Origin of the sequence: Marasmitruncus massiliensis (assembly GCF_900186535.1) — a bacterium.
Taxonomy (GTDB): Bacteria; Bacillota; Clostridia; order Oscillospirales; family Ruminococcaceae; genus Anaerotruncus; species Anaerotruncus massiliensis_A.
In genome coordinates this window covers 518,158-541,865 of record NZ_FYDE01000003.1, presented here as the reverse complement: position 1 = coordinate 541,865, position 23,708 = coordinate 518,158, and the positions used below count along the sequence as shown (strand labels likewise).

Below are 23,708 nucleotides of genomic sequence, written 5' to 3'. Positions count from 1 at the left end.
TTCCACGCGTGGCGCATATGGCATTAGCCTTCTTCCAGCCAGCCGCCGCCTAATGGATTGACTGAATTGCCGTTCTGGCGAATTTCAAAGTGTACATGCGGGCCTGTGGACCAGCCGGTGGAGCCCACCTGCGCGATCGGCTGCCCTTTTGCAACGACCTGCCCTACTGTTACATTCAGGGCGCTGCAATGCCCGTATAGTGTCTGTATCCCGCCTCCGTGGTCAATAATGATATATTTTCCATAACCGTAGCCCGGGGTAAATGCGGTGTTGGCAACCTTGACCGTACCGGCGTTTGCCGCGACAATTGTCGCGCCGTAAGCACCGGCGCCGGAAATATCGATTCCTGTATGGAAATCGCTTCCCCCAAACCGCCAGCCATACGGGCAGGTGATCTGCCCAAGGCTTGGAGCCGGCCATCCCATCTTACCGCCCGTATATTTCGTATTCATGGACGTTTTGTTAATTTCTGCGTAAATTTTCGCAATTTCCGCCTGCACCTGCTGCATTTGCTTGGTCAAAGCATCCTTATTTGCCAAAAACTCCTTTTCCATTTCGGAAATGTCTTGAATTTTATTCTGTGCATCAACCATCTGCCCCGTCAGTTCTTCTTTTTTGGAGGCCTGCGCATTCCGGTCCTCCTGCACGCTGCTTTTATCCTGCTCAATTTCCTTTTTGATACTTTCCAGCTCATTCTTCTGTTCCGTAAGCATTTGGATCATATCCGTATCGTATTGGGAAATCCGCGTAGTGGCCTCCGTCCTTGTAAGAAACTGGGAAAAACTGTCCGCACCCAAAATAAGACCCAGAGTTGTTGCCTTTTTTGTGGAGCAGAGCGCCCGGACACGTTTTTTGAAGAGTTCAAAATTGGCATTGATCTCTTTCTGCTTTTGATCCATTTCATCCTCTTTTTTGGAGATCTGGTCTTCCAGCAGCTCAATGCGGTCATTAAGCACATCAATCTGAGCAATTGTATTGTTAATCTGTGAGTCAATCTGCTGCTTTACAGCGATCTGTTTTTCCTTTTCGTTCTTCACCTGTGTGATTTTTGAGCTGATTTCCTGCTGTTCTTTCTGAAGCTGCGCGTACTTATCATTCAAGTCGCTGATCTGGCTTTTTTCGTCGCTGAAATCATCTTCCACGACCTCTTCTTCATATTCATCCCCGTCATCCGCACGCGCCATCGTTGATAAAGACGGAATGATAAACATCAGCGCCATAAGCACCGCCATAAGCCATGCAAATATTCTCTTTCCTTTTGAAGTCTTCACGCTGCCTTCCGCCCCCTGCAAATTGTGATAAAATTTGAGCGGCCGCTTTGGCCGAACTACACCTTCAGATATTTATTTACAAAGAACATGCTGCCGAACACGCCGATAAACACGCCGCCGCCTAAAAACCAAGCCAGCATCTGGGCAGCAATTTCATCAAACGGGATGATGTTGCTGTAGACCTGCGTCATCCATGTCGAGGGGTTCTGCGCGATCACATCCAGAATATAGTTGTACCCGACCCAGAGCAGGCCAAACGAGATCAGCGCAGATACAAGCCCGAGCAAAAACCCTTCCACAAAAAACGGCAGACGGATAAACGCATCCGTTGCGCCGACGTATTTCATGATATTAATTTCTTTCCTGCGGTTAAAAACCGTAACCTTGATGGTATTCCCCATAATCACCAAAGAAACGACAAGCAGAATGGCAACAATAAAATAGCCCGCCGAAGAGACAGCCCGTTTCACATTGGTCATAATCTCCCCGACCATGTCGGGGGCACGTACGGCGGAAACCCCCTCCAGGGATTCCAGCTTCATGACGGTGCTGGAAAGGCGTGAAAGATCCTTGACCTTGAGGCGGTAGGAGTCGTAAAGGGGATTGTCCTCCTCCAGACCATCCAATAGGGCCGCGAGGTCATCCGACTGCGCCTTGAGTTCTTCCATCAATGCATCCTTGGAAACAAATTTCCGCTCATAAACATTGTCGATCAGCGTGATTTCCTTGTCGACTTCTTTAATCTGCTCATCGGAAAGGCCGTCGTCCAGTTCCACCTCGACCTCATTCTGCTGCTCCACATATCCCACTGCGCGGTTAATGTTCATGGAGAACAGCAAAGAACCGCCGATCAGCAGCATGCATGCGACAAGCGTCCCGATCGACGCGAAAGACATCAGACGGTTTGCATAAATATTCTTTGCGCCTTCCCGGAGCAGATAGCCAAAACTACTCCCTCTCATTCGACGTAGTACCCCCCGTTTTTATTGTCGGATATCACAGTACCCTCGTCGATGGCGATGACACGGTGGTTAAACTCAGCGACAAGATTATGCGCGTGAGTCACCATTACGACCGTAGTGCCGCACTTATTGATTTCGCTGAGCAGGTCCACAATTTCAAAAGAAAGCTCGGGATCAATATTGCCGGTCGGTTCGTCCGCAATAATCAGCGAGGGATTGTTCACCAGCGCGCGAGCCAGAGCAACCCGCTGCTGTTCCCCTCCCGAAAGATGCTCGGGCAGACTTTTCGCTTTTCCGGAAAGGCCGACCAGGCCAAGTATGTAAGGAACCCTGCTGCGGATATCCTTGCTGGGAACATTGGTGACGCGCAGGGCAAACGCGATATTGTCATAAACATTCATGTTCGGAATCAAACGGAAGTCCTGAAAAACGACCCCCAGCGTCCTGCGAAAGTAAGGCACCTTCCTCCTGCGAAGTTTTACGAGATTCTGGCCGTTGACATAAATCTCACCGGAGGTTGGTTTTTCCTCACGCATCAGCAGTTTGATAAAGGTGCTTTTTCCAGCGCCCGAGGGACCTACCACAAACACAAATTCCCCTCTGTCAATACTCACATTAAAATGATTGAGCGCATGCGTCCCGGTCTTATAGACCTTGGAAACATTGACAAATTCGATCACTGGTACACCGCCTTTGAAAATGCCTGCCGCTGCAGGTCAGTTTCGGTTTAATACTTGACCGGATTCGCCGTCAGGTATTTTTTGACCATCAGCGCAACCTTAAAGATAATCGCGTGGTCAAATTCCCGCAGGTCAAGCCCAGTCAGCTTTTTAATTTTTTCCAGTCTGTAGACGAGCGTGTTTCTGTGCACAAACAGTTTGCGCGAGGTTTCGGAAACGTTCAGGTTGTTCTCAAAGAATTTCTGAATGGTAAAGAGGGTCTCATGATCAAGGCTCTCAATCGATCCTTTTTTGAAAACTTCCCGCAGGAACATATCACAAAGCGTTGTCGGCAGCTGATAGATCAGGCGGGCAATGCCGAGGTTGTCATAGCTGACAATCGCTTTTTCGGTGTCGAACACCTTGCCGACCTCAAGAGCGACCTGCGCTTCCTTGAAGCTGCGCGCAAGATCCTTCACGCCGACGATCGAGGTCCCGATGCCCACTACCACCTTGGTATAGAACTCGCTTCCCAGCGTATCCACAATGGAACGGGCCAGCTTTTCCAGATCTTTGCTTTCAATCCCCTGCTTGGTTTCCTTCACCAGTACGATATCGCTTTCCGAAATATTGAACACAAAGTCCTTCTGCTTGTCCGGGAACAGGTTCTGAATCACATCGAACGCAGAAATGTCGTTGGACGCAACAATGCGTATCAGCAGCACAACGCGGGTGGAATCGGTGTTGAAATGCAGTTCGCGGGCTTTGACATAAATATCACCGGGAAGGATATTATCCAGGATTACGTTTTTAATGAAGTTGTTCCTGTCGTATTTTTCATCATAGTACTGCTTGATGGATGAAAGTGAAATTGCCAAAAGGTTGCAGTATTTAGCAGCCGGTTCGTCAACTCCCTCGACAAATACCGCAAATTCCGGCTTCATTTTACTGCCAAAAGGCTTGTAGGTATAGCCATCGCGGACAAACACCTCGTTGGCATCCCCTGCATCAAGCGTGAAAAACTCGCTGGTTTCTCCAATTTTAGTTAAATCGCTGCAGGAAATGATCGTTGCACTGTCATCCACAACACCAATGACCCGATCAATGCAGTCCCTCATCTGATGAACGATTCCTTGGAAAAGCCTGTTTGACATTTCTATCCCCTCTTCACTCGTAATAATTTGTATCTTCCGCCGGACGCAAACGAACCACGAACCGGTTTTCGCCGCAGCTTATCCGCCAAAAAAAGGCAAAAAAAGCGCAACATTTGAATTCCAACAAGCCATCACGAATATTTTACAACAAATTTGTATAATTTGCAACACGATTTCTAATCTTTGTTGTGGAATAATTATTATTTCCCCTTTTTCCGAGGAGAAACGCTGTCAAACCGACTTTTCTACTATCATACTATTTTTTTCGGAAAAAAGTGTGGCCAAATTTTGTCAGTTTTTTGAACAGCTATTCCAATTTTATCCAGTAATGGCCGCCAAATGAACCGGGATTTTATGATGCAGGCTGATCCTGCGCCAGCAACAGCCTTTCCGGTTCGGTAATTTCCCTGCATTTTCCAATTTCCAGAGCGGGGTCCAAAGCCAATCCTCCTATTTGTATGCGCTTGAGCGCCATGACCTTTAGGCCGCAGGCTGCAAACATCCGCTTAACCTGGTGATACATCCCCTGCCGGATTACCACGCGGCCAGTCTGCCAGTTGTCCTCTACCGGACCGAGCTGAGCAGGCAGGCAACTGCATTCGCTCGTTCCTTCCATATTGTCGTGTTTGTCCGCTTTTATCACCAGCCCTTTCGCAAAGCATTCTATGGTTTTGGGAGAAAACGGTTTGTCCAGTTCCACCGTATACACTTTCGGCACATGGCTTCGCGGGGAAAGAATCCGGTGTGCAAACTCCCCGTCGTTCGTGATCAGCACAAAGCCTTCCGTATCCTTGTCCAACCGCCCCGCGGGAAACAAGCCGCTTCGCCGGAGTTCCTCCGGCACAAGATCGAGAACAGTGGGAAGAGCTGCGTCACCGGTTGCGCTGACAACCCCTTTTGGCTTATTCAGCATCAGGTAGCTGTATTTTTTCAGCTGTACCCGCCGCCCTTCCACTATGACATCATCACGTTCCAGATCAATTCTTGTGTCGAAGCCGCTGGCCGGAACCCCATTGACCAGAATCAGTCCACGGCTGAGCAGCCGATGCACATCCCGTCTGGACAGGGACGTCTGTGCGGCAAGCGCCTTATCCAGGCGTTCGCTGCCTTTTCGAAAACCCATTCAGTTACCTCATATCTCTAAAATAGATGCCGCAAAACACCGGCGGACAAAAGCTCCTCCGGCGTTTTGATCCAGCTTCCCGGTTTATTTGTGCAATCCGCTGCATTTGTTATATTGCCCAAATTGTAACATACTTATCAAGCAATTTCAATCGTTTTCAATAGCGAACCCATGCATAAATCCGTCTAATTTTGTCGAGCATACATCGCCGCCGATGATCTTGCCATTATAAACGATCACATTGGCCCGTACATCCTCGCTTCCGTCGGGGTAATTAAGCACCGTATAACTATACCGTTTGCAACGTTTTCCGGCATATTTCGACATGTCGCATCCCTGCTGTTTTTGAATATCGTTATAGTTTGCAAACACCTCATCCACTTCTTTGGGAATCAGCACCTCCATGATTTCCACTTCCTCCGGGTTGACCTCCCAGCCGAAGGATTTAAGAAATTCAACGCGCTGATCGTTCGTCTTCCCCGCGGCTTTTTCGATTTTGACTGCCTCGGTGGTTTCTTTTGGGGGAGCGGCGGACAGCTTTGACAGGGCGGCGTTTACCCCGATTCCTCCCGCGAGCGCAATGATAAAGACCGCCGCAGCAACCGCAATCTGTTTTTTGGTGATTCTTACGGAAATCGTAAACATCAGTATTCCCTCCTGCTTGCCATATTCTGTCCTTCTATCTATACGCGCCGCGGGGGAATACTATGTTTCTTACCAAAACAAATCCGCAAAAAGCCTGCCTGTTTTAGGCTCTTTGCGGATAAAGAAAAATACGATTCGAAAAATCAGGAGGCATACGGCGCACACTTGAGCAGCACAACGTACCGGTCCTCCGGAGCAAGCAGGACCACTTTTTTCTTCTTGGATTTCTGCTCATCTACCGCGTTGACCGTCACAACGGTGGGTGCGCAAAGGCTGGGCGGCACAAAAGTTTCAGGGAAAGGTGAAACTGCACCAGTCTCCGACACCCACAGCCCGGTCATGCCTTCACTGATGTAGGAAGCAAACTCCGGGTCACGGTTGTTGTCAAACCGGTCTGTAAAAACATAGCCGCCGCCCTCGCCGACGGGAGACTCGGAAAGCAGATAGTCAACAGGAATCCGTGAGAGTGCGGGATAATAATTTTTCAGTTCCACCTTGCGCAGCTTCAGGGATTTAAGGTTGTCGTAAGTGGTTTTCTCCCGCCGCACACGCACCCGGTCTTTTGCGGCGGTGAGCACCCAATAATCGGTCTGCCGGTCGTCCACCAGATTTGCCAGGTGCATCTCAAGCGAAGTTACTTTTCCTGTGCCGTCACAGGCCAGCTTGCTGTCGAGCACCAACAGATTATCGATACTGTTCGGCTTGATGGCACCCACAATCCGATCCAGGTTTTCCTTTTCCAGTACCCTTGCCGTGACCAAATCTTTCAGTTCCGTAGTGCTGAGTTTGACACGCAAAGCGGAAACGCTGAATACAACCGCATACAGCAATCCGACAAACAGAGCGAGCGCCGCAGCCGATACCAGAATCAGCCGCATTTGATATTTCGGTTTCATGCGCCTGAATTGTGCCACTGTCATGTTGTCACCGCCTTTTTTTCAATATCCGGCAGATCCTACCATTCCGTTTTCATTATTTTTATTATAATGCACCGTCGTATAATGTCAATTCCCGCCGAGCGCTCCCGGGCAGGTCCGCACATAGTGAAAGATATACTGCTGGGCAATACCCGCACAGTCACTGGCGCAGGCTGGCAGCCCGTCGGGGAAAAGCTGTTTCATCGCCCGTCCGATCCAGACATCCACCGGAAAACATTCTATCCTGCCGCAGCCGTAAAGCAGGGTACACTCGGCAACCTTGATTCCGACCCCGGTAATTTTCATCAGTTCCGCCCGGGCTTCTTCGAGCGGCAATTTTGCCAGTTCCTGGACCCGGACCTGCCCGGATGCGACTTTTCTGGCCGCATCAAGCAGATAGCGGGCGCGGAACCCCGCCCGCAGCACCGCAAGCTCCTCCAGAGAAGCCCGGGCCAATGCCTCAGGTTCCGGGAACAGGTATTCCCCATTTTCCAGCGGCTCCCCGAACACTTCACAAAGCCGCCGGACAATCCCCTGAATCCGTTTGAGATGGTTGTTCTGGCTGATAATGAACGAGCAGAGCGCTTCCCAGCTGTCCTGCCGGAGAACCCGGATGCCGGGAGCATATTCCACCGCTTTGGCAAAAACCGGATGAGCGGACAGCCGCTGCTTGATCGCCGCATAATCACGTCCCAGATCGAAATAATTGTACCAGACCTCTTCAAATTCCCGGTCAGTCACACCGCGCAGCAGAATTCCATCGGGCGTTTGTAAAATGTTACAAACAGTTCTTCCTGTTAAGCCTGTATAGCTTCCGTCGCCCATCTTCCGCCACCGGAATGCCTGACCGCAATCAAGCGTCTGCGCAACGTCAAAATCATTGCAATTGCATAATATAATTCCACTATTTACTTTTTTTATATTAATTTCGCTGTCTGTTTTTGTCATAAAAGGGTTCCTCCGGTCGATTTTGCTTTCTTTTTCAGTATAACAGATCGGGAAAAAAATGAAAACAAAAAGATGCGAATAAAATAAGACAATATCTACAAAATTTACATTCCAAATTCTTGTATTTCAATACTGTCAGTAATGAGAAAATCTCTTCTCAACATGGACAGTTTGGCGCCGGGTGAAAAATTTTCCCAAATAAAATCCACTCTGTAACGCCTAGTTTCTAACAGTTTCCACCGAGTTTTCAACAACAATCGGGTGCTGAAAGGCCAAGTTTTCAACAATCCAACAATACTGAACGTATATCCGCGATTTTGGAAGTCCGGGAGATTTTTGTTTAAAATGGTAGTTGACAGGAGAATAAATTAGTCCTTCCCGCGAAAAATAGTACGGCATTACAATCTGTATTGAGAGGTGATCAAAATGCTGAAAGGGGTCAGCCAGAAGGTCATTGAGGTGGTGCACACCGATAATCGATATTTTGAAAAGGCCATCCTGTTCATCAGAGTACCCGCACAGAGCGAAGACAAGACACTGCTCAAAGAGCGGGCAGGAGAATACCTTTCCCAAATCAACTACCATCCGTCCGACCCGAAGCGCCGCTTCAGGCTGAATGACGGAATAAAATTTCTGCTTGCAGCGCTTGGCGGAGCCGGAATCGCGTGCCTGTTCTTTCTGCTTTGACAAAATTCGGGAAACTTCCTTAATTTTTGCGAAAAAACATGGGAATGACTGGCATACGGCAGCCCGCTATGCTATAATAACTTCTGTATAAAATAAAATGTATTTCCGGTTTGCCGGATGAGCATACAGGAGGTTGTTTCATGGGGAATTCCAACCCTGGATTGGACCGCGAGGATGATACCCTTGTGGTGGGGAGAAATGCAGTAGTAGAGTTGCTCAAAGGCTCCCGGCAGGTGGAGTGTGTTTATATCTGCGATGATACCCAGGCGAAGGGTCAGCCGATCTCGCGCATTGTCGCAATGGCAAAAGACGCCGGCGTACCGGTAAAAAAGGTGGACTCCCGCAAGCTGGATTCCCTGTCCAACGGGCTGAATCATCAGGGGGTCGTCGCGCAGGCAGCAGCGTTTCGCTATAGTGAACTGAACGATATTTTCACAAAAGCCGGCGAGACACCGCCGTTTATTCTGATTGCCGATTCAATTGAGGACCCGCATAATCTGGGGGCGATTATCCGCACCGCTGAAGCGGCCGGAGCACATGGCATTATCATCCCCAAGCGCGGCGGAGTTGGCCTCACACCGATCGTCGGCCGTACCAGTGCCGGAGCTGTTGAACATCTTCCGGTGGTCCGCGTGACTAATCTGGTGGCAACGATGAAAGAGCTGAAGGAACGGGGCGTCTGGATTTACGGCGCGGATATGAATGGAGAGCGCTGGGAACGCGCCGACCTGACAGGCAGCGCAGCTTTGGTCATCGGCTCCGAGGGGTTCGGCATTTCACGGCTTGTGCGTGAAAACTGCGATGTGATCCTTTCCCTGCCCATGCTTGGCCGAATCAATTCCCTCAACGCTTCGGTCGCGGCAGGCATCCTGATGTATGAAGTGGTTCGGCAGCGCACCAAATAGGGACAATGATTGATTTTGGAGGAGTGAATGCATCCATGCCGCAGGATTACAATGTTGACGACATACTTGAAGAAATCCGCAGGAAAAAAGGCCGCGTGACACCATCTTCAGAGGTGCCGCAGCACAGTACATACGAAAACCGGAAGGAAGCGGATTCCGCTCCGGCCCGTCCGGCCCAGCGGCCGGCACGGCCTGCACAGGGACAGGCTCCCTCGCCCCGTGCCAAAAACGGATTTGCCGATTCCCCGCAAAGGCCGTCCCCCGCAGGGCAGAGCGGTTCACGTCAAAAACAGCCTGAGTTTGTGGGGTACGGCGACATCAGGCCGCTTGGAAGCCGGAGAAGCCGTCCGTCTGCGGAAGCAGCAAGCCAGCCATATCCCGGGAGTACTCCGGCAAGACATGCCCCGCCCCAAAACGGCACTACATATTCAGCGGACAAGCGCAGAGCTCCGCGTGCTCCTGAGAGCACAGGATTCGAATTTCATACAGGAGAGGAAGAGAACGGCTTCAGGAAGAACGCGCGCACGCAGTTTGATTTTGACGCCTCACCCGCCTCAGGTCCGGCTGCTTTTCCGGATATTCCCGACCTCACCGCCCAGCGGCATCCGACGGAAACGGACGGTTTTTCCTTTCAGACATCGGATCTGCCTTTTTCGGAAGATCCCGGAGTGTTCTCTCCGCCTGACGAAAGTTTAGGCGAAGAGTGGACGGCATCCGAGCCCCTTCCCGACATGGACGGAGACTTCGGATTTGATTTTTCTCCGGATGCCATGCCCGAAACGGAAACCCCTGCCCCGCCGCGCAGAACCAGCCGGCCACCTTACCGTGAGTTTGAACGGCAGCAAGCCCCACAGTTAAACGATTACGACCGGCCGGCCTACGGTGAAAACTTTGCCGCGCGGGAACAGGGCAAACCGGACTCCCTTGAAGATGACCCTTACGCTTCGCCGCAAGACGCGGCAGAGGCGGAAAAAGAGGTGCGTTCCGACCGTGTGGGAGCGGGCATCAGGACAACCGTAGTCGGAATTCTCGCATTCATTTCCGTCTACCTGGGGCTTTCCCTGCATCCTTTGGCGTTTGCCGAAAAGCTTGGCGTTCCGAACGGCCTGCTGTTTTTGCCGCCGTTTATGCTGCCCGAACAGGACATGCGCATGTTTTTGATCGGCAACCTGGTGATCTGCGTGCTGGCGGGCATCGTATGCAGCGATGTAATCTCGCGGGGAATCGTCTCTCTCTGCCGAATGCAGGCCAACTGCGATTCCCCCGCCGCGCTTGCCTTTTTAGGCGTGATGGTTCAGGGAATCATGCTGGTAATTTTTCCGGATGAGATCAGCAGCAACCCTTCCGTCAGCCTCTATTTCCCCGCCGCCGCGCTGGTGCTCTTTTTCAGCGCGGCCGGCAGGCGGATGCAGGCCGCCCGCATAGAACGGAACTTCCACTGTATCGCCGCGGAAGAAACCAAGTATGCTTTCGAGCAGATTGAGAACCGGGAGTTTGCGCGGGAATTTTCCAGGGGACTCGGGCCGGATGTCGACCGCGTCGCATACAGCACGGAAAGCCAATTTATCAGCGGCTTTTTCTCGCAGGACAATCCGGCCGACTACTGTGACGGCTTCAGCCGCCTGGTATCCCCCATCTGCCTGGCGGGTGCGCTGGTAGTGGGTGTCCTGACATTTGTTCTGGCAAAAGACCCCTTCACCGCCGTCTCCGCGGCCACAGCGATTCTGTGCATCTGCGCTCCTTTTTCCGGAGCGATTATCCCCAACCTGATGCTGTCTAAGATGTCCAAACGCCTGACCCGCAAGGGAGCAATGCTGTCCGGTTACGATGCGGCTGAGGAGTTTTCGGAAACGGGCGCCGTCATTATCAGCGACCGGGATCTGTTTTCCGAAGAAAATGTCATGCTGCACGGGATGAAGGTGTTTGCGGAAAAGCGGATCGATGAAGCCATTCTGGACGCCGCGAGCGTCATTCTCTCCTGCAACGGCGTTATGTCGGGCGTATTTCTCAACATGATCGGCGGCAACCGCGGCATGCTGAAAAAGGTAGACAGCCTTTCCTATGAGGATAGCATGGGCATATCCGCCTGGGTGGACGGAAAGCGTGTGCTCATCGGCAGCCATGAGTTGATGCGCCGCCACGAAATCGACTGCCCTTCTAAAGATTTTGAAAGCCGGTACGCACGGGACGGGCGCCGGGTGCTCTACCTTGCCAGTTCCGGAGAGCTGACCGCCATGTTCGTGGTCAGCTACAATGCCGACCCGGAAACCGCGGAGATTCTCACCAGTCTGGAGCGGCACGGTGTTTTTGCGTCCGTTTATACCAGCGACCCCAATATTACCAGTGAACTGATTTCGCTGGCTTACGGCGTGAAAAAATCCAGCGTCCGGATCCTGCCCGCGAAAATCCATGCCGAATATCAGGAACTGGTTCGTCCAAAAGAGCGCACCCCCGCCAAAGGCGTCCATTCCGGAGGGCTTGCGGGCATTCAGCAGCTTTTAAAAGCTGCATCCGCGGTCCGCGGCTCGGTCGTCAGAAGCACAATCATTCAGCTGATCGGAATTATCGTCGGCTACGGGCTGGTTGCCTTTATGGCGTTCAGCGGTTCGCTTTCCTCCGCTCCGTTCAATACCTTAATTCTGTTCCATCTGGGATGGCTGGTGATCAACTGGATCGCCGCATCTATTGTAAAATGGTGATGACATAAATTAATTTCAGTGCCTGCCGGATTCCGGCAGGCACTTTTTATTTTGCAGGAGGAGCATAGTTCACATCCAAAAAAGAAGAAAATTTGTTGATTTGTGTAAGCATCGTACAAAAACTGGTCATAATTTGTACAATATCAATAGGATTCTTCCTATTATTTTTGCATTGCTGCGATTCAGTTTTACTTGCCATAAAAAGGAATCGCCTGTATAATATCAATATAATGTCATTTGTACATTTGGGGGGTTCTATCTAATTTTACTAATGCGGTCTCGGATTTCCAGAGAAGCAGATAAAAGGAGTGTATTTTCATGAGACAATACTTGGCGGGAAAAATCAGGAATGTTGCCATTGCCGGGCACGGAAGCAGCGGAAAAACTTCGCTTGCGGAAGCGCTGCTGTTCAAGGCGGGCGCTACCGACCGGTTGGGGAAAGTTTCCGACGGCAACACCGTTTGTGACTTTGATCCCGAAGAAATCAAACGAAAGGTATCTGTCTCCAGCGCTGTCGCGCCGTTTGCCTGGGGCAGCGTGAAAATCAACCTGATCGATACCCCCGGACTGTTTGATTTCGCCGGCGGCGTTTACGAGGGCGTGCGCGCGGCGGAAAGTGTCCTGATCTGCGTTTCCGCGCGTTCCGGTGTAACCGTAGGCGCGCAGAAAGCATACCAGCTTGCGGATAAAATGAAAAAGTCCAAGCTGTTCTTCATCAACAAGATGGATGCCGAAAACGCGGACTTTTATAAGGTTCTGGAAGAGCTCAAGTCGAACTTCGGCCCGTCCATCTGCCCGATTGTGGTGCCGGTGGTGGAAAATCATAAAGTGCAGTGTTATATCAATCTTGTCGACAACAAGGCCTACAAATATAATGACAAGGGAGAACCTTCCGAAGTTGCCGTGCCGGATACCGGGCATCGCCTGGAGGGGCTGATCGGAGCGATTTCGGAAGCAATCGCCGAAACGGATGAGGCGCTCTTTGAAAAGTTTTTCTCCGGTGAAAAATTCACCCGCGACGAAATTATCAAGGGAATTCATGTCGGCGTCCACACCGGAACGATTACCCCGGTGCTCTGCGGTTCCGCGCAGACGCTGGAGGGAATCGACATGCTGCTGGATTCGCTGGTGGATCATCTTCCATCGGCATGGGAGGCAGGTGCGGAAACTGCTGTTTCGCAGGAAGGCGGACCGGTGGAAATCCCCTGCACCGACGAGGCCCCTCTGGCTGCCTACATCTTCAAGACGGTCGCAGACCCGTTTGTCGGGAAGCTTTCCTACTTCAAGGTTGTCTCCGGAAAATTGTCGGCCGACGTGTCTCCCGTCAATTCCCGCACGGGCGAGCCCGAGCGCCTTGGCAAACTGATCTATATCAGCGGCAAAAAGCAGGAGGAAACCGCGTTTATTTCCGCGGGCGATATCGGCGCCGTTACAAAACTTTCCTCCTCCATCACGGGCGATACCTTATGCGACGCGAAGCGCGTGGCGTCCTTTGAGCGCATGGAATTCCCGGCTCCGAGTCTTTCCATGGCGGTAAAAGTGAAAAACAAAGGGGATGAAGGCAAGGTCGCGCAGGGAATGGTGCGCCTCATGGAGGAAGACCCGACCATCCGCTTTGAACAGAATAACGAAACACACCAGCAGATTATCTCCGGCCTTGGCGAGCAGCATATCGATGTGATTGTTTCCAAGCTGAAATCCAAATTCGGCGTGGACATCGGCCTGAGCAAGCCGCGCGTCGCTTATCGGGAGACAATCCGCAAGCCGGTCAAGGTGCAGGGCAAGCACAAGAAACAATCCGGCGGGCATGGCCAATACGGCGACGTATGGATTGAATTCTCCCCCTACGACGGCGAGGAACTGTTGTTTGAGGAAAATGTATTCGGAGGTTCTGTTCCGAGGAATTTCTTCCCCGCCGTTGAAAAAGGGCTGCAGGAATCTGTCAAGCACGGCATTCTAGCAGGCTACCCTATGGTCGGCCTGAAGGCCGTCCTGGTAGACGGTTCCTATCATCCGGTTGATTCCTCCGAAATGGCGTTTAAAACCGCCGCTTCGATCGCCTACAAGACCGCGATGCCGCAGGCCTCCCCCGCTCTGCTTGAGCCAATCGGCAACCTGAAAATCTATGTTCCGGATTCCAACACCGGCGATATGATCAGCGAACTTAACAAACGCCGCGGCCGCGTGCTCGGGATGAATCCGACGGATGATGGCCTGCAGATGATTGAGGGCGAAGTACCTATGAGCGAAATGGGCGATTTTTCCACTGTCCTTCGTTCCACCACGCAGGGACGCGGTAATTTTACGCTCAAATTTGAGCGTTATGAACTGCTTCCCGGCCAGCTGGAATCTGCCGTTATTGAAGAAGCGAAAAAAATGATGGAAGAAGAAAACTGAATGTGAATCAAAAAGGCGCTGCCAAATGGCAGCGCCTTTTTGATTGTATAAAATTCTGAATCTTGCTAGATCCCCTTTTCCAGCATAATGCTGATGACCGTAATATCATCTTCGTGGCCGTCATTTCGTCTGCGCTTTGCTTCCGCGGCAAGCTGCTCGCTAAGTTCTTTTGGATCATCACCGGTATAATGCTCCAGATCACTGATGATCCAGTCATAGCCGCTGCAGACAGCGCCATCTGATGTCATGACAATCCAGTCCCCTTCGCGAAGGGTGACCGTATTTTTTTCAAAGGATATCCCGCCGAGAATTCCCACAGGAAGCGAGCGCGACTCGACATAGCCTCCCTTTCCCGATTTACGCAGAAAGGTGGGCGCGGCACCCGCTTTATAAAATTCCACCTTGCCGGAATATAAATCAATTCCGGTAATATCAATCGTCGCGAGCGATTCGTCGCCGGACTTAATCAGCAGCGCGGAGTTCACCAGTTTCAGCGCCGCATCCATGCTGATACCCGCCTCAATCAGTCGTTTCAGCAGTTCGGCCGTCATGGTGGAATCCACCGCCGCGCTGCCGCCGCTGCCCATGCCGTCGGAAAGGATGACGTTTACCCTGCCGCTTTGGCTGTCTACATAGCTGTAGCTGTCCCCGCAAAGCCTCGACCCGGAGTTTCCGATCTGCGCCGCGCCCCATTTGACGGTATACGCCGCTTTTTCCATAAACCGCAGAGTTACCAGCGTGTCGGCTGTGCGTTCCCGTTTTACCGGATAGTCGAATTCGCGGCCGCAGATATCCGAGAGCGCCAGTGTCAGTTCCACCGGGTCAATGCGCGAAAATTTATAGATTGGGAGCGTCATTTCCAGCGTCATATTTGCATCGCGGTCCACCGTACAGGTCACCGAGTCGGGGAAAATGGTCAGGCTCCGCAGGTATTCCTTTACTTTGCCCGCCGTCTGGTTATCCTGCTCGGCCAACGCATCCAAATCCCGCCCCATCGCGTCAATCATCATTGCCATTCCCTCAAACTGGTCGGTCACCACACCGCGTACCCGCGCTACTTTGCGCCGGACCTGTTCTCGGGCCATATAATCTGCATACAGCTGGCGAAGCTGAGCGGTCAACTCCGGCAGTCTCAGGCAGGTATCGGAAAAATAGCCGGGAAAATCCGTTTCCTCCAGCTGGTCCGTTCTCCGCAGGGTGTCCATCGCCCCGTTCAGGACATTGCTGGTATCATTGTAGCGCTGCTGCCAGCAGAGCATCTGGTTGCGGCATTTCCGGCATACTCTTTCCGCCGCGCATTGGTACACAGACGAGATATCCCCGCTGACCATTCCCGAAATTTTGTCGTTTACCTGCCGGGTGGTGTCCGCCACATCGCGCAGCGCGCCGGAAATAAAGCTGATTTTATCCGCAAGTATCGATTTGTAGGTGTTGGGATACACCTTGGGAGCCTGCGCAGGCCTTTCCGCCACGCGGCGCAGCAAGCCGGCCGGTACCAGCATGGAAGCGGCCGCGGCGATAAAAATTTCAATCATGATGCCGTTTCCGGCCTGCTGGCGCGAAGCAAGCAGAGTAAACGTATTGACCAGTATGAACGCACCGGCCGACGCAATCTTTCCGAGCGGGGAAAACACGCCCGCCAAAAGCCCGCCGAAACCGTAGGTTCCCATCAGGAACCCGTACGGGCCTCCAAGAATGCCCGCAGAGACACCAGCCGCCACCCCCGCTATGGCGCCTCCCGCTTCCCGCGCCGCCTGGGCGGCAAGGAGGATTACCAGAACCGCGATGATGCGCCCAAGGGAAAGCCCAAATAAATTCAGATTGACTAAAGCCAAAATTGCTATACAAAATGTAATAATTGCAGAAGTTATGTCGTTTTGTTTCATATTCTCGATTCCAAGATCGAAAGCCTGCACAGTGCGGGAAAAAAAGTATGCGGCGCAGCAGGCAAGGAGCAGCTCGGATGCCGCGAACACGATGTCATACACATTTCCCCCGCCGGCAATGGTAATTGCAAAAGAAGGGGCCCCCAGCGAAATAACCAGGCCCAGCTGGCCCGACACCGGGATTTTGCGCAGCAGTTCCCCGCTCTGAATAAATTTACGCAGGGTAAACAAAATCAGCATCGCAAGAATATATTTCAGGTTTCCCTCGACATGGAAGGAAATCATGTACCCTAAAGTGGCGCCGAGCGTCGCGGCGGCATGATATTTTTCTTTTGCCGACGCCGCAAAAGCCACGCCAAACGGAGCCAGTCCGCCAAGCACAAAGGCGTTTGCGGAGATAAAACCGGTCACCAGGTAAGCCAGATATTCCACAATCAGCCTGTGTGCTCTCAGTTCTTGTAAAATCCGCTCCCCAAACGTCATTTCGCGGATGGTTGTCCGATTTTGCATAAATCTCCGCCGCCCCTCATATCATTAAAGATTATCCTGTCCGTATGAACTATTGTAGATATTACTTTATGCATATTCTGTCAGAATCGGTTGTCGTATTTTGACCCTTTCCGAACGGTTGGACTGAATCCGACAAAAAAGGAATTGGTCCGATTTCCTTTTTGACCTTTCAAACACTTTATGTACTGCAAAAAACAAGTTCCGGACGTTGAAAAACAAATTGACATGTGATAGAATATTTTTTAACGTATAAATATGCGGCTGACGCTTTTACGCGGACGCGCCGTTTTGATAAAATTTTTGCTCCCGGCAGAAAGGATTATCCAGAATGACTTATCATTTTTCCGATAGGATTGCCAATCTTCAGCCCTCTTTAGTGCGCGAAATTTTAAAAGCTACCTCCAACCCCGACGTTATCCCGTTTGCGGCGGGCAACCCCGCGCCGGACGCGTTCCCAGTGCAGGATGTCGCACGTATCGCCGGTGAAATTCTGGCTGAACGCCCGATTGACGCCCTCCAGTATTCCATCACCGAGGGATATTCCCCGCTGCGGGACGCGGTCAGGTCGATGGTTGAGAACCACTATAAAATCCCTGTCCGTGAGAACGGGCTGATCATCATCTCCGGCGCCCAGCAGGGCGCCGATCTGGCCAGCAAGGTGCTTGTGAATGAGGGAGATACCATCCTTTGCGAAAACCCGTCGTTTATCGGGTGCCTGAACTGTTTCCGCTCCTACAACTGTAACCTCGTTGGCGTGGAAATGGAGTCGGACGGTGTCGACACCGCCAAGCTGGAGCAGGCTATTGTGGAAAACCGGAATGTCCGCCTGTTTTACACAATTCCGAATTTCCAGAATCCGACCGGCATTACGACCTCGGAGGCTAAGCGCCGAGAAATCTACCGCATCTGCAAAAAGCATAATGTGATCATTCTCGAGGATAATCCATATGGCGATCTTCGCTTTTCCGGGGCATCGCTCCCCTCAATCAAATCATTCGATGAGGACGGCCTGGTCATTTATATCGGCAGCTTTTCTAAAATTGTCGCGCCGGGCATGCGCGTCGGTTTTGCGCTGGCTCCCCAGCCTCTGATTGCGAAAATGACCGTCGGCAAGCAGTGCGAAGATGTGCATACCAACATGCTCGCGCAGATGATTATCGAGCAATTTTTAACCAAAACTGATATTGAAGCGCATATTGCCAAGATCGCGGAAATCTACCGCAGAAAAAGCAGGCTGATGCTGGACTGCATAGCCCGCGAATTCCCCGCTTCCGTTGCGCAGACAGAGCCGGAAGGCGGACTGTTCCTGTGGTGCACTCTGCCGGAAGGCGCGGATATGATGGAATTCTGCCGGATTGCCGCACAGCGCAACGTCGCAGTGGTTCCCGGAATCGCGTTTTTAGCGGATGAAAAGGCTCCCTGCCGTTCCTTCCGCATGAACTTTTCGACGCCGACCGACGAGGCGATTGTCAGAGGCGTCTCTATTCTCGGAGAACTGCTCCGGGAGCTTTATTGATGCGCGCAATTTTAAAATACCGTCAAAGGATTTGATACGAATGGCAGAAGCCGCACAATCGACACGCAAAAAAATTATTTTCTCCGGAATACAGCCCACAGGCACGTTCACACTGGGCAATTATCTGGGCGCTGTGAAAAACTGGGGACCTTTACAGGACGAATATTTCTGTTACTATTCAATTGTCAATATGCACGCAATCACAGTCCGTCAGGACCCGAAGCTCTTGCGGGAAAACACGCTTGCCGCTTACGCGCTGCTGCTCGCCTGCGGCATCGATCCCCAAAAATCGGTTGCGTTTATCCAGAGCCATGTGAAAACACATGCGGAGCTGTCCTGGGTGCTGAGCTGTTTCTGCCAGTTCGGCGAACTGAGCCGGATGACACAGTTCAAGGATAAAAGTGCGAAGCACCCGGAAGACATCAATGCGGGCCTGTTTACCTACCCCGTTCTGATGGCGGCCGATATCCTGCTCTACCAGGCCGATCTGGTTCCGGTAGGCATCGACCAAAAGCAGCATCTGGAGCTTGCGCGCAACGTGGCGCAGCGGTTTAACAGTGTGTATGGCAACACCTTTACACTGCCGGACGGCTATATTCCCAAACTGGCTGCAAAGGTCATGTCTTTACAGGACCCCACCAAAAAAATGTCCAAATCCGATGAGAATCCCAAGGCATGCATCGCGATTCTGGATAAACCCGAAACGATCATTAAAAAGTTTAAATCCGCTGTCACCGATTCCGAGGCTGTAGTCGCCTACCGGGAGGGCAAGGACGGAATCAATAACCTCATGTCCATCTACAGCGCCGTTACCGGAAAGGGCTTTGAAGAGATTGAGCAGGAGTTCGTAGGAAAAGGTTACGGTGACTTCAAGGTTGCGGTAGGCGAGGCGGTAGTGGATGAACTGCGTCCTGTCCGCGAACGGTTCGACGAGCTGATGAAAAATAAGGACTATCTGGAAACCTGCTACCGGGAAGGCGCTGCAAAGGCGGAAGCCTTTTCACAGCGAACGCTGGATAAGGTGCACAAGAAGATTGGATTCTTTGCAAAATAATAAAAATGCCGGCTTCAAAGAAGCTGGCATTTTTATTATTTTAAAATCTAAAATTCAGCAAGAATTAAATTTTATCATCAGCTTTAACTTTCCCTATTTCCGCCAGCTCTACTACCGCATCTTTCTCTTCAACATAGTCATTTTCCCCCTGTTGCTGCGCTTCAATCAGAAACTCAGCGGCATCGGCTACTTTAGCCGCAAGTTGAAAATACATCTTTCAATAATCTGGCATTTCATCCGTCTCCAATCAAGTAGTCTATCTATAGTTATATCTAAAAATCATTGAAAAATCAACTATATATAGGTAATCATTTTAACGATTAGTCGATAAACTAATATTAACTATTTATAGTTAGGAAGATGTTTATGACAATCGGGGAAGCAGTAGCGGACAGAATAGAAGAACTGTGTATGGAAAAAAACATAACCCTCAACAAGCTTGGAACTATTTCAGGCATTACACAATCCACCCTGCACAATATGATCGGCGGAATCAGCAGGAACCCAACCATCTCAACAATCAAAAAAATCTGTGACGGGCTCAATATCAGCATTGTGGACTTCTTTGACGCGCCCGTATTCCGTAATTTGGAGCAGGAACTCAAATAACCGCTGTGGAGTATTGCGCGTTCAGAATAACAGGCGCACCATCAGGGCGGACATCAAAAACCCGGTCACATCTCCGGCCAGCGCCGCCGGAACACTGTGGCGGGTATTTTTAATGCCTGCCGCGCCGTAATAAACCGCAATCGTATAAAATGTTGTTTCGGTGGAGCCCATCATCACGCTGGAAACCCGCCCGATCAGGCTGTCTGCTCCATGCTCCATAAGAAGGTCATGGAACAACGCCATCGCACCACTGCCGGAAATCGGACGCATCAGTGCAAGCGGCAGTACCTCTTTGGGGAGCCCGACCAGTTTTCCAAGCGGCTGCATCGCCCAGGATAAAATATCCAGGCCGCCGGAAACCCGAAACATGCCAACCGCCGCGACCAGCCCTACAAGGGCCGGTAAAATTCTGGCGGACGTTACCAGGCCTTCTTTGGCGCCCTCCAGAAACAGGTCGAATACCGGGGTACCCTTGACCAATCCATATCCTACGATGACCGCTATTACAACCGGAACCATTGCCGCTGCCATCAGGAATCCCTCCAGACAGGCGCCAGCAGCTTCGCAAAAAGGATTGCGACTGTGACCGACACAGCCGATGAGACCCATACGGCAGGCAGAATATCAAAAGGCGTCCCTGCGCCGTTCTTCATCCGCAAAAGTGCAATGGTGGTGGGAATCAGCTGGAAGGACGCGGTATTCAAAACAACAAAGGTTACCATATTGTTTGTGGCTCTTTTGGCATGTTCTTCCTTCTTCATTGCGCAGATCGCCTGAATACCAAGCGGAGTTGCCGCGTTTCCGAGTCCCAAAAAATTTGCAATCATGTTCATGCAGACAGCCTGGATCGCCTCCCCTTCCGGGTTTAGCCCTTTGAAAAGACGTTTTGTAATGGGCGAGAGCGCTTTCCCCAGCGCATGTGTCAGCCCTGATCCCTGCGCAATCTTCATCAGGCCGCTCCAAAGGCAAAGAACCCCCACCAGTGAAAAAGTAAGTTCCACCGCGTTCCCGGCCTGTTCTAAAGCCGCATTGGAAAGCTGGTCCAGGCGGCCATTCACAACAGAAAATACGAAAGACAGCAGAATCATGCCGCCGAAGATATAGTTCATCATCGTTCAATACCCCCTCGCCTATTTATATTCCACAGTTTTCACGGTTATGATTTTCGTAATAGTTACAAAAAACGACCAATCTTTTTAAAATTGTTTACTTTTTTCCAGATTTGGGCTATATTGGTAAGTAGGAATGATGGTTAGATCAAGTGTCATGATCAGGAGGTATTGCCCATGAAGTCTACCGGTATTGTCAGAAAGGTTGACGAACTAGGTCGTATTGTTCTTCCGATTGAGTTGCGGCGTACTTTGGACATCAACGAAAAGGATTCCCTGGAAATTTATGTGGATGGAAATCAAATTGTCTTGAAAAAATATGAACCCGCCTGTATTTTTTGCAACAGCGCCATCGATGTGATTAATTTTAAAGGTAGAAATGTCTGTACAGAATGCCTCAAGCAGTTAACTTCAACAAAATGATCTGATCTTGGCAGGATTCAAAAATAAAGCCACGAAGTACATACTTCGTGGCTTTTTGTATTTATGGATTTAAACACCGGGATATCTGGGCTCTTCCTCTTGAAAGGAATCAGAGGACGGTTCCTTCATTTCCCCGCCCCGGGCGGCCTGTTCCTCCATATAACGGTCGATATCCGGCTTATAAAGATATTCTTTGGTATTGTCGGAGCCGGCCTCTTCTCCCAACTGAATCAGATAGCGCGCATACATCGCGTAAGAGGACTGCATATACGGCATCACATAAAATATGGGGATAATAAAGATACACAGCAATCCCCAGCCGATAAACGACAGGATAAATCCAAACAGTTCCGCTTTATGTCCTTTTACCAGACGCACTCCGCTCTTAATACACTGGCTGGCCTTCTGCTCGGGGTGTTCAGCCAGCAGGTAGGGAGCGAGAAAATAGCGTAAAGAGATCAGGATGGAAAGAATCACAAGAAGAACAGCCCAAATCACCATCAGAATTACAACCACCGCGAAAACGGCGTTCGGCAGATTTCCGCCAAGCTGATGTTTATAGAACACAACAAATACGATTGTTGCAGCCATGGGCAGCGCCGGAAGAAGCAACCAGAGAAAAACGCGCAAACCGATTTGAAAATTAAGCCCAAGCGAGCGAAAATAACTTTTTGCAGTCTCAAAGTAGAAAAAGACACCGGATACAGGCTCCTGCTCTCCGCCTGTACGGCGGTAAAACCATCGGGCGCACCCCTGCTGTAAAGGTGTCATGACAAAAAAGATCAGAACGGAAACCAGCAGTGAAATCAGCGTGGAAACCGCTGCTACATTAGCCATATCGTCAAATGCAATCGACGGCGTCGCCGCGTAATCCACAAACTCAGGTACCCCGCTGACCGCCCGTATAACAGATTCAAGAATATTGATCATGATCGACGGCAGGAAAGTAATCACCATCACGCCGATCGCGCTGCCCCAGGCCCCGGCCAGAGCCCGTTTTGCGTTCATTTTTATCGTTTTTGACAGTCCCATAAAGTTCAGCCTCCTATCGGCAGGGATTTCGCCCCGGCCTTTCTATTTCTCAAGCAGCTCTTTGACTTTTCCCGCCACAAAGCCGCCCATCTCGTCGGTGGAATAAACCGGAAGAGCAGGGTCCCGGATATCCGCCGTGCGCGCAACATCCAGAGCGCTTTCAACCGCCTTTTCGATGGCATCCGCAAGTTCCGGCAGATCGAGCGAGTAACGCAGCATCATCGCCGCGGAAAGAATGGTAGCAAGCGGGTTGGCCAGGCCTTTCCCCGCAATATCCGGAGCGCTGCCGTGAATCGGCTCATAAAGCCCCAGTGTGCCGTCGCCCAGGCTTGCCGAAGCCAGCATGCCGATAGAACCCGAAATCATCGAAGCCTCATCGGAAAGAATATCCCCGAAAAGATTGCCGGTCACCAATACATCAAACTGCGCCGGATTGCGCACAAGCTGCATCGCCGCGTTGTCCACATACATATGGTTCAGCGCAACATCCGGATAATCCTGCGAAACGCGGGTAACGGTCTCGCGCCATACCCTTGAGGTTTCCAGAACATTGGCTTTGTCCACGGAGGTTACCCGGCGGTTCCGCTTGCGCGCCAGCTCAAACGCGTTCCTTGCAATACGCCCCACTTCAAACGTGCTGTACTGCATGTGGTCATATCCGGTTTCATACCCGTTTTCCTGTTTGCGGGCATGCTCCCCGAAATAGACATCCCCGGTCAGTTCCCGCACCACGAGAATATCCACGCCCGCGCGGATGATTTCTTCTTTCAGAGGGGAAGCGGACTGCAGCGCCGGAAAAATTGTCGCGGGGCGCAGGTTCGCATAAAGCCCCAGCGCGGAGCGGATTCCCAGCAGCCCCTTTTCCGGGCGCAGCGCGGACGGAAGGCTGTCCCATTTTTCACCGCCGACGGCTCCCAGCAGCACCGCGTCGGACGCTTTGCACTGTGCGACCGTCGCGTCGGGAAGAGGAGTTCCGGCCACGTCAATCGCGGCGCCCCCGAGCAGCGCATAGTTGAAATACAGTGCGATTTGGCGCGCATCGCAAGCGGCTTTCAGAACCCTTACCGCCTGTCTTACAATTTCAGGCCCAATGCCGTCGCCCTCCAGCACACAGATCTTGATAGGTCTCATCCAGAAGTCTCCTTTACCTAGATTGTTTTTCATTTTACTATGCGAAATGGAAAAATTCCACCTATAATTTA

General features: G+C 51.3%; 22 protein-coding genes. 8 read left to right on the top strand and 14 right to left on the bottom strand.

Annotated elements, in window-relative coordinates:
- Window positions 1-23 precede the first annotated feature (23 nt).
- The 8 genes from C1A10_RS03860 to C1A10_RS03825 form a co-directional block, all read right to left on the bottom strand.
- Complete coding sequence (locus C1A10_RS03860; protein WP_242968821.1) at window positions 24-1,271, bottom strand: murein hydrolase activator EnvC family protein; 1,248 nt, start codon at window positions 1,269-1,271, stop codon at window positions 24-26.
- 56 nt (window positions 1,272-1,327) lie between these two features.
- A complete protein-coding gene (gene ftsX, locus C1A10_RS03855) occupies window positions 1,328-2,233 on the bottom strand; it encodes a permease-like cell division protein FtsX (protein ID WP_101908967.1) in 906 nt (301 codons plus the stop codon).
- Window positions 2,230-2,913, bottom strand: coding sequence for a cell division ATP-binding protein FtsE (gene ftsE / locus C1A10_RS03850; RefSeq protein ID WP_101908966.1), 684 nt, complete (start codon window positions 2,911-2,913; stop codon window positions 2,230-2,232). Before ftsE ends, ftsX begins: the two co-directional genes overlap by 4 nt.
- A gap of 47 nt (window positions 2,914-2,960) precedes the next feature.
- Window positions 2,961-4,046, bottom strand: a complete 1,086-nt coding sequence (locus C1A10_RS03845; protein WP_101908965.1) for a PucR family transcriptional regulator — start codon at window positions 4,044-4,046, stop codon at window positions 2,961-2,963.
- A 352-nt stretch (window positions 4,047-4,398) separates the two neighbouring features.
- Window positions 4,399-5,169 carry a pseudouridine synthase gene (locus C1A10_RS03840; RefSeq protein ID WP_101908964.1) on the bottom strand — a complete coding sequence of 257 codons (771 nt, stop codon included), beginning with the start codon at window positions 5,167-5,169 and terminating at the stop codon, window positions 4,399-4,401.
- A 147-nt stretch (window positions 5,170-5,316) separates the two neighbouring features.
- Window positions 5,317-5,814, bottom strand: coding sequence for a DUF4830 domain-containing protein (locus tag C1A10_RS03835; RefSeq protein ID WP_101908963.1), 498 nt, complete (start codon window positions 5,812-5,814; stop codon window positions 5,317-5,319).
- A gap of 143 nt (window positions 5,815-5,957) precedes the next feature.
- Window positions 5,958-6,734 (bottom strand): hypothetical protein, encoded by a 777-nt coding sequence (locus C1A10_RS03830; RefSeq protein ID WP_101908962.1) that lies wholly within the window; start codon window positions 6,732-6,734, stop codon window positions 5,958-5,960.
- Window positions 6,735-6,818: 84 nt separating this feature from the next.
- Entirely contained in the window at window positions 6,819-7,679 is an 861-nt protein-coding gene (locus tag C1A10_RS03825) for a DNA-3-methyladenine glycosylase family protein (protein WP_180950966.1), read from the bottom strand.
- A gap of 426 nt (window positions 7,680-8,105) precedes the next feature.
- Here C1A10_RS03825 and C1A10_RS03820 point away from each other — a divergent pair, with 426 nt between their 5' ends.
- The 4 genes from C1A10_RS03820 (at window position 8,106) to C1A10_RS03805 (ending at window position 14,367) form a co-directional block, all read left to right on the top strand.
- On the top strand, window positions 8,106-8,366 hold the full coding sequence (locus tag C1A10_RS03820) for a hypothetical protein (RefSeq protein WP_101908961.1): 261 nt from the start codon (window positions 8,106-8,108) through the stop codon (window positions 8,364-8,366).
- A 140-nt stretch (window positions 8,367-8,506) separates the two neighbouring features.
- Window positions 8,507-9,271, top strand: a complete 765-nt coding sequence (rlmB, locus tag C1A10_RS03815; RefSeq protein WP_101908960.1) for a 23S rRNA (guanosine(2251)-2'-O)-methyltransferase RlmB — start codon at window positions 8,507-8,509, stop codon at window positions 9,269-9,271.
- 35 nt (window positions 9,272-9,306) lie between these two features.
- Window positions 9,307-11,970: a hypothetical protein gene (locus C1A10_RS03810; protein ID WP_101908959.1), complete on the top strand. Its 2,664-nt coding sequence runs from the start codon at window positions 9,307-9,309 to the stop codon at window positions 11,968-11,970.
- Window positions 11,971-12,288: 318 nt separating this feature from the next.
- Window positions 12,289-14,367: an elongation factor G gene (locus C1A10_RS03805; RefSeq protein WP_101908958.1), complete on the top strand. Its 2,079-nt coding sequence runs from the start codon at window positions 12,289-12,291 to the stop codon at window positions 14,365-14,367.
- A gap of 65 nt (window positions 14,368-14,432) precedes the next feature.
- On the opposite strand, the gene C1A10_RS03800 is transcribed toward C1A10_RS03805, so the two are convergent.
- Window positions 14,433-16,763 (bottom strand): SpoIIE family protein phosphatase, encoded by a 2,331-nt coding sequence (locus C1A10_RS03800; RefSeq protein WP_101908957.1) that lies wholly within the window; start codon window positions 16,761-16,763, stop codon window positions 14,433-14,435.
- A 328-nt stretch (window positions 16,764-17,091) separates the two neighbouring features.
- Between C1A10_RS03800 and C1A10_RS03795 the strand changes: the two genes are divergently transcribed.
- Both C1A10_RS03795 and trpS read left to right on the top strand, forming a co-directional pair.
- Window positions 17,092-18,279, top strand: coding sequence for an aminotransferase-like domain-containing protein (locus tag C1A10_RS03795; RefSeq protein ID WP_101908956.1), 1,188 nt, complete (start codon window positions 17,092-17,094; stop codon window positions 18,277-18,279).
- Window positions 18,280-18,319: 40 nt separating this feature from the next.
- On the top strand, window positions 18,320-19,333 hold the full coding sequence (trpS, locus tag C1A10_RS03790; RefSeq protein WP_101908955.1) for a tryptophan--tRNA ligase: 1,014 nt from the start codon (window positions 18,320-18,322) through the stop codon (window positions 19,331-19,333).
- A 64-nt stretch (window positions 19,334-19,397) separates the two neighbouring features.
- Here the strand turns inward: trpS and C1A10_RS18365 are convergent, their stop codons facing one another.
- On the bottom strand, window positions 19,398-19,547 hold the full coding sequence (locus C1A10_RS18365) for a hypothetical protein (RefSeq protein ID WP_180950975.1): 150 nt from the start codon (window positions 19,545-19,547) through the stop codon (window positions 19,398-19,400).
- Between the two features lie 152 nt (window positions 19,548-19,699).
- Between C1A10_RS18365 and C1A10_RS03785 the strand changes: the two genes are divergently transcribed.
- A complete protein-coding gene (locus tag C1A10_RS03785; RefSeq protein ID WP_101908954.1) occupies window positions 19,700-19,942 on the top strand; it encodes a helix-turn-helix domain-containing protein in 243 nt (80 codons plus the stop codon).
- A 21-nt stretch (window positions 19,943-19,963) separates the two neighbouring features.
- Here C1A10_RS03785 and C1A10_RS03780 read toward each other — a convergent pair whose 3' ends face one another.
- Window positions 19,964-20,473: a spore maturation protein gene (locus C1A10_RS03780; RefSeq protein WP_101908953.1), complete on the bottom strand. Its 510-nt coding sequence runs from the start codon at window positions 20,471-20,473 to the stop codon at window positions 19,964-19,966.
- Entirely contained in the window at window positions 20,473-21,054 is a 582-nt protein-coding gene (locus C1A10_RS03775; RefSeq protein WP_101908952.1) for a nucleoside recognition domain-containing protein, read from the bottom strand. Before C1A10_RS03775 ends, C1A10_RS03780 begins: the two co-directional genes overlap by 1 nt.
- Before the next feature lie 174 nt (window positions 21,055-21,228).
- On the opposite strand from C1A10_RS03775, the gene C1A10_RS03770 reads away from it, so the two are divergent.
- On the top strand, window positions 21,229-21,474 hold the full coding sequence (locus C1A10_RS03770) for an AbrB/MazE/SpoVT family DNA-binding domain-containing protein (RefSeq protein ID WP_101908951.1): 246 nt from the start codon (window positions 21,229-21,231) through the stop codon (window positions 21,472-21,474).
- Between the two features lie 69 nt (window positions 21,475-21,543).
- On the opposite strand, the gene C1A10_RS03765 is transcribed toward C1A10_RS03770, so the two are convergent.
- Window positions 21,544-22,506, bottom strand: coding sequence for a DUF975 family protein (locus tag C1A10_RS03765; RefSeq protein WP_101908950.1), 963 nt, complete (start codon window positions 22,504-22,506; stop codon window positions 21,544-21,546).
- A 42-nt stretch (window positions 22,507-22,548) separates the two neighbouring features.
- Window positions 22,549-23,637, bottom strand: coding sequence for a 3-isopropylmalate dehydrogenase (gene leuB, locus C1A10_RS03760; RefSeq protein ID WP_101908949.1), 1,089 nt, complete (start codon window positions 23,635-23,637; stop codon window positions 22,549-22,551).
- Window positions 23,638-23,708 lie beyond the last annotated feature (71 nt).

Excerpts from the sequence above, each read along its gene's own strand:
- C1A10_RS18365 (WP_180950975.1), bottom strand. The coding sequence starts at position 19,547 with ATGTATTTTCAACTTGCGGCTAAAGTAGCCGATGCCGCTGAGTTTCTG.
- C1A10_RS03810 (WP_101908959.1), top strand. The coding sequence starts at position 9,307 with ATGCCGCAGGATTACAATGTTGACGACATACTTGAAGAAATCCGCAGG.
- C1A10_RS03820 (WP_101908961.1), top strand. The coding sequence starts at position 8,106 with ATGCTGAAAGGGGTCAGCCAGAAGGTCATTGAGGTGGTGCACACCGAT.
- C1A10_RS03780 (WP_101908953.1), bottom strand. The coding sequence starts at position 20,473 with ATGGCAGCGGCAATGGTTCCGGTTGTAATAGCGGTCATCGTAGGATAT.
- C1A10_RS03805 (WP_101908958.1), top strand. The coding sequence starts at position 12,289 with ATGAGACAATACTTGGCGGGAAAAATCAGGAATGTTGCCATTGCCGGG.
- C1A10_RS03830 (WP_101908962.1), bottom strand. The coding sequence starts at position 6,734 with ATGACAGTGGCACAATTCAGGCGCATGAAACCGAAATATCAAATGCGG.
- C1A10_RS03795 (WP_101908956.1), top strand. The coding sequence starts at position 17,092 with ATGACTTATCATTTTTCCGATAGGATTGCCAATCTTCAGCCCTCTTTA.
- C1A10_RS03785 (WP_101908954.1), top strand. The coding sequence starts at position 19,700 with ATGACAATCGGGGAAGCAGTAGCGGACAGAATAGAAGAACTGTGTATG.
- ftsX (WP_101908967.1), bottom strand. The coding sequence starts at position 2,233 with ATGAGAGGGAGTAGTTTTGGCTATCTGCTCCGGGAAGGCGCAAAGAAT.
- C1A10_RS03825 (WP_180950966.1), bottom strand. The coding sequence starts at position 7,679 with ATGACAAAAACAGACAGCGAAATTAATATAAAAAAAGTAAATAGTGGA.
- C1A10_RS03775 (WP_101908952.1), bottom strand. The coding sequence starts at position 21,054 with ATGATGAACTATATCTTCGGCGGCATGATTCTGCTGTCTTTCGTATTT.
- C1A10_RS03840 (WP_101908964.1), bottom strand. The coding sequence starts at position 5,169 with ATGGGTTTTCGAAAAGGCAGCGAACGCCTGGATAAGGCGCTTGCCGCA.
- rlmB (WP_101908960.1), top strand. The coding sequence starts at position 8,507 with ATGGGGAATTCCAACCCTGGATTGGACCGCGAGGATGATACCCTTGTG.
- C1A10_RS03845 (WP_101908965.1), bottom strand. The coding sequence starts at position 4,046 with ATGTCAAACAGGCTTTTCCAAGGAATCGTTCATCAGATGAGGGACTGC.
- C1A10_RS03770 (WP_101908951.1), top strand. The coding sequence starts at position 21,229 with ATGAAGTCTACCGGTATTGTCAGAAAGGTTGACGAACTAGGTCGTATT.
- C1A10_RS03765 (WP_101908950.1), bottom strand. The coding sequence starts at position 22,506 with ATGGGACTGTCAAAAACGATAAAAATGAACGCAAAACGGGCTCTGGCC.
- C1A10_RS03800 (WP_101908957.1), bottom strand. The coding sequence starts at position 16,763 with ATGCAAAATCGGACAACCATCCGCGAAATGACGTTTGGGGAGCGGATT.
- C1A10_RS03835 (WP_101908963.1), bottom strand. The coding sequence starts at position 5,814 with ATGTTTACGATTTCCGTAAGAATCACCAAAAAACAGATTGCGGTTGCT.
- leuB (WP_101908949.1), bottom strand. The coding sequence starts at position 23,637 with ATGAGACCTATCAAGATCTGTGTGCTGGAGGGCGACGGCATTGGGCCT.
- trpS (WP_101908955.1), top strand. The coding sequence starts at position 18,320 with ATGGCAGAAGCCGCACAATCGACACGCAAAAAAATTATTTTCTCCGGA.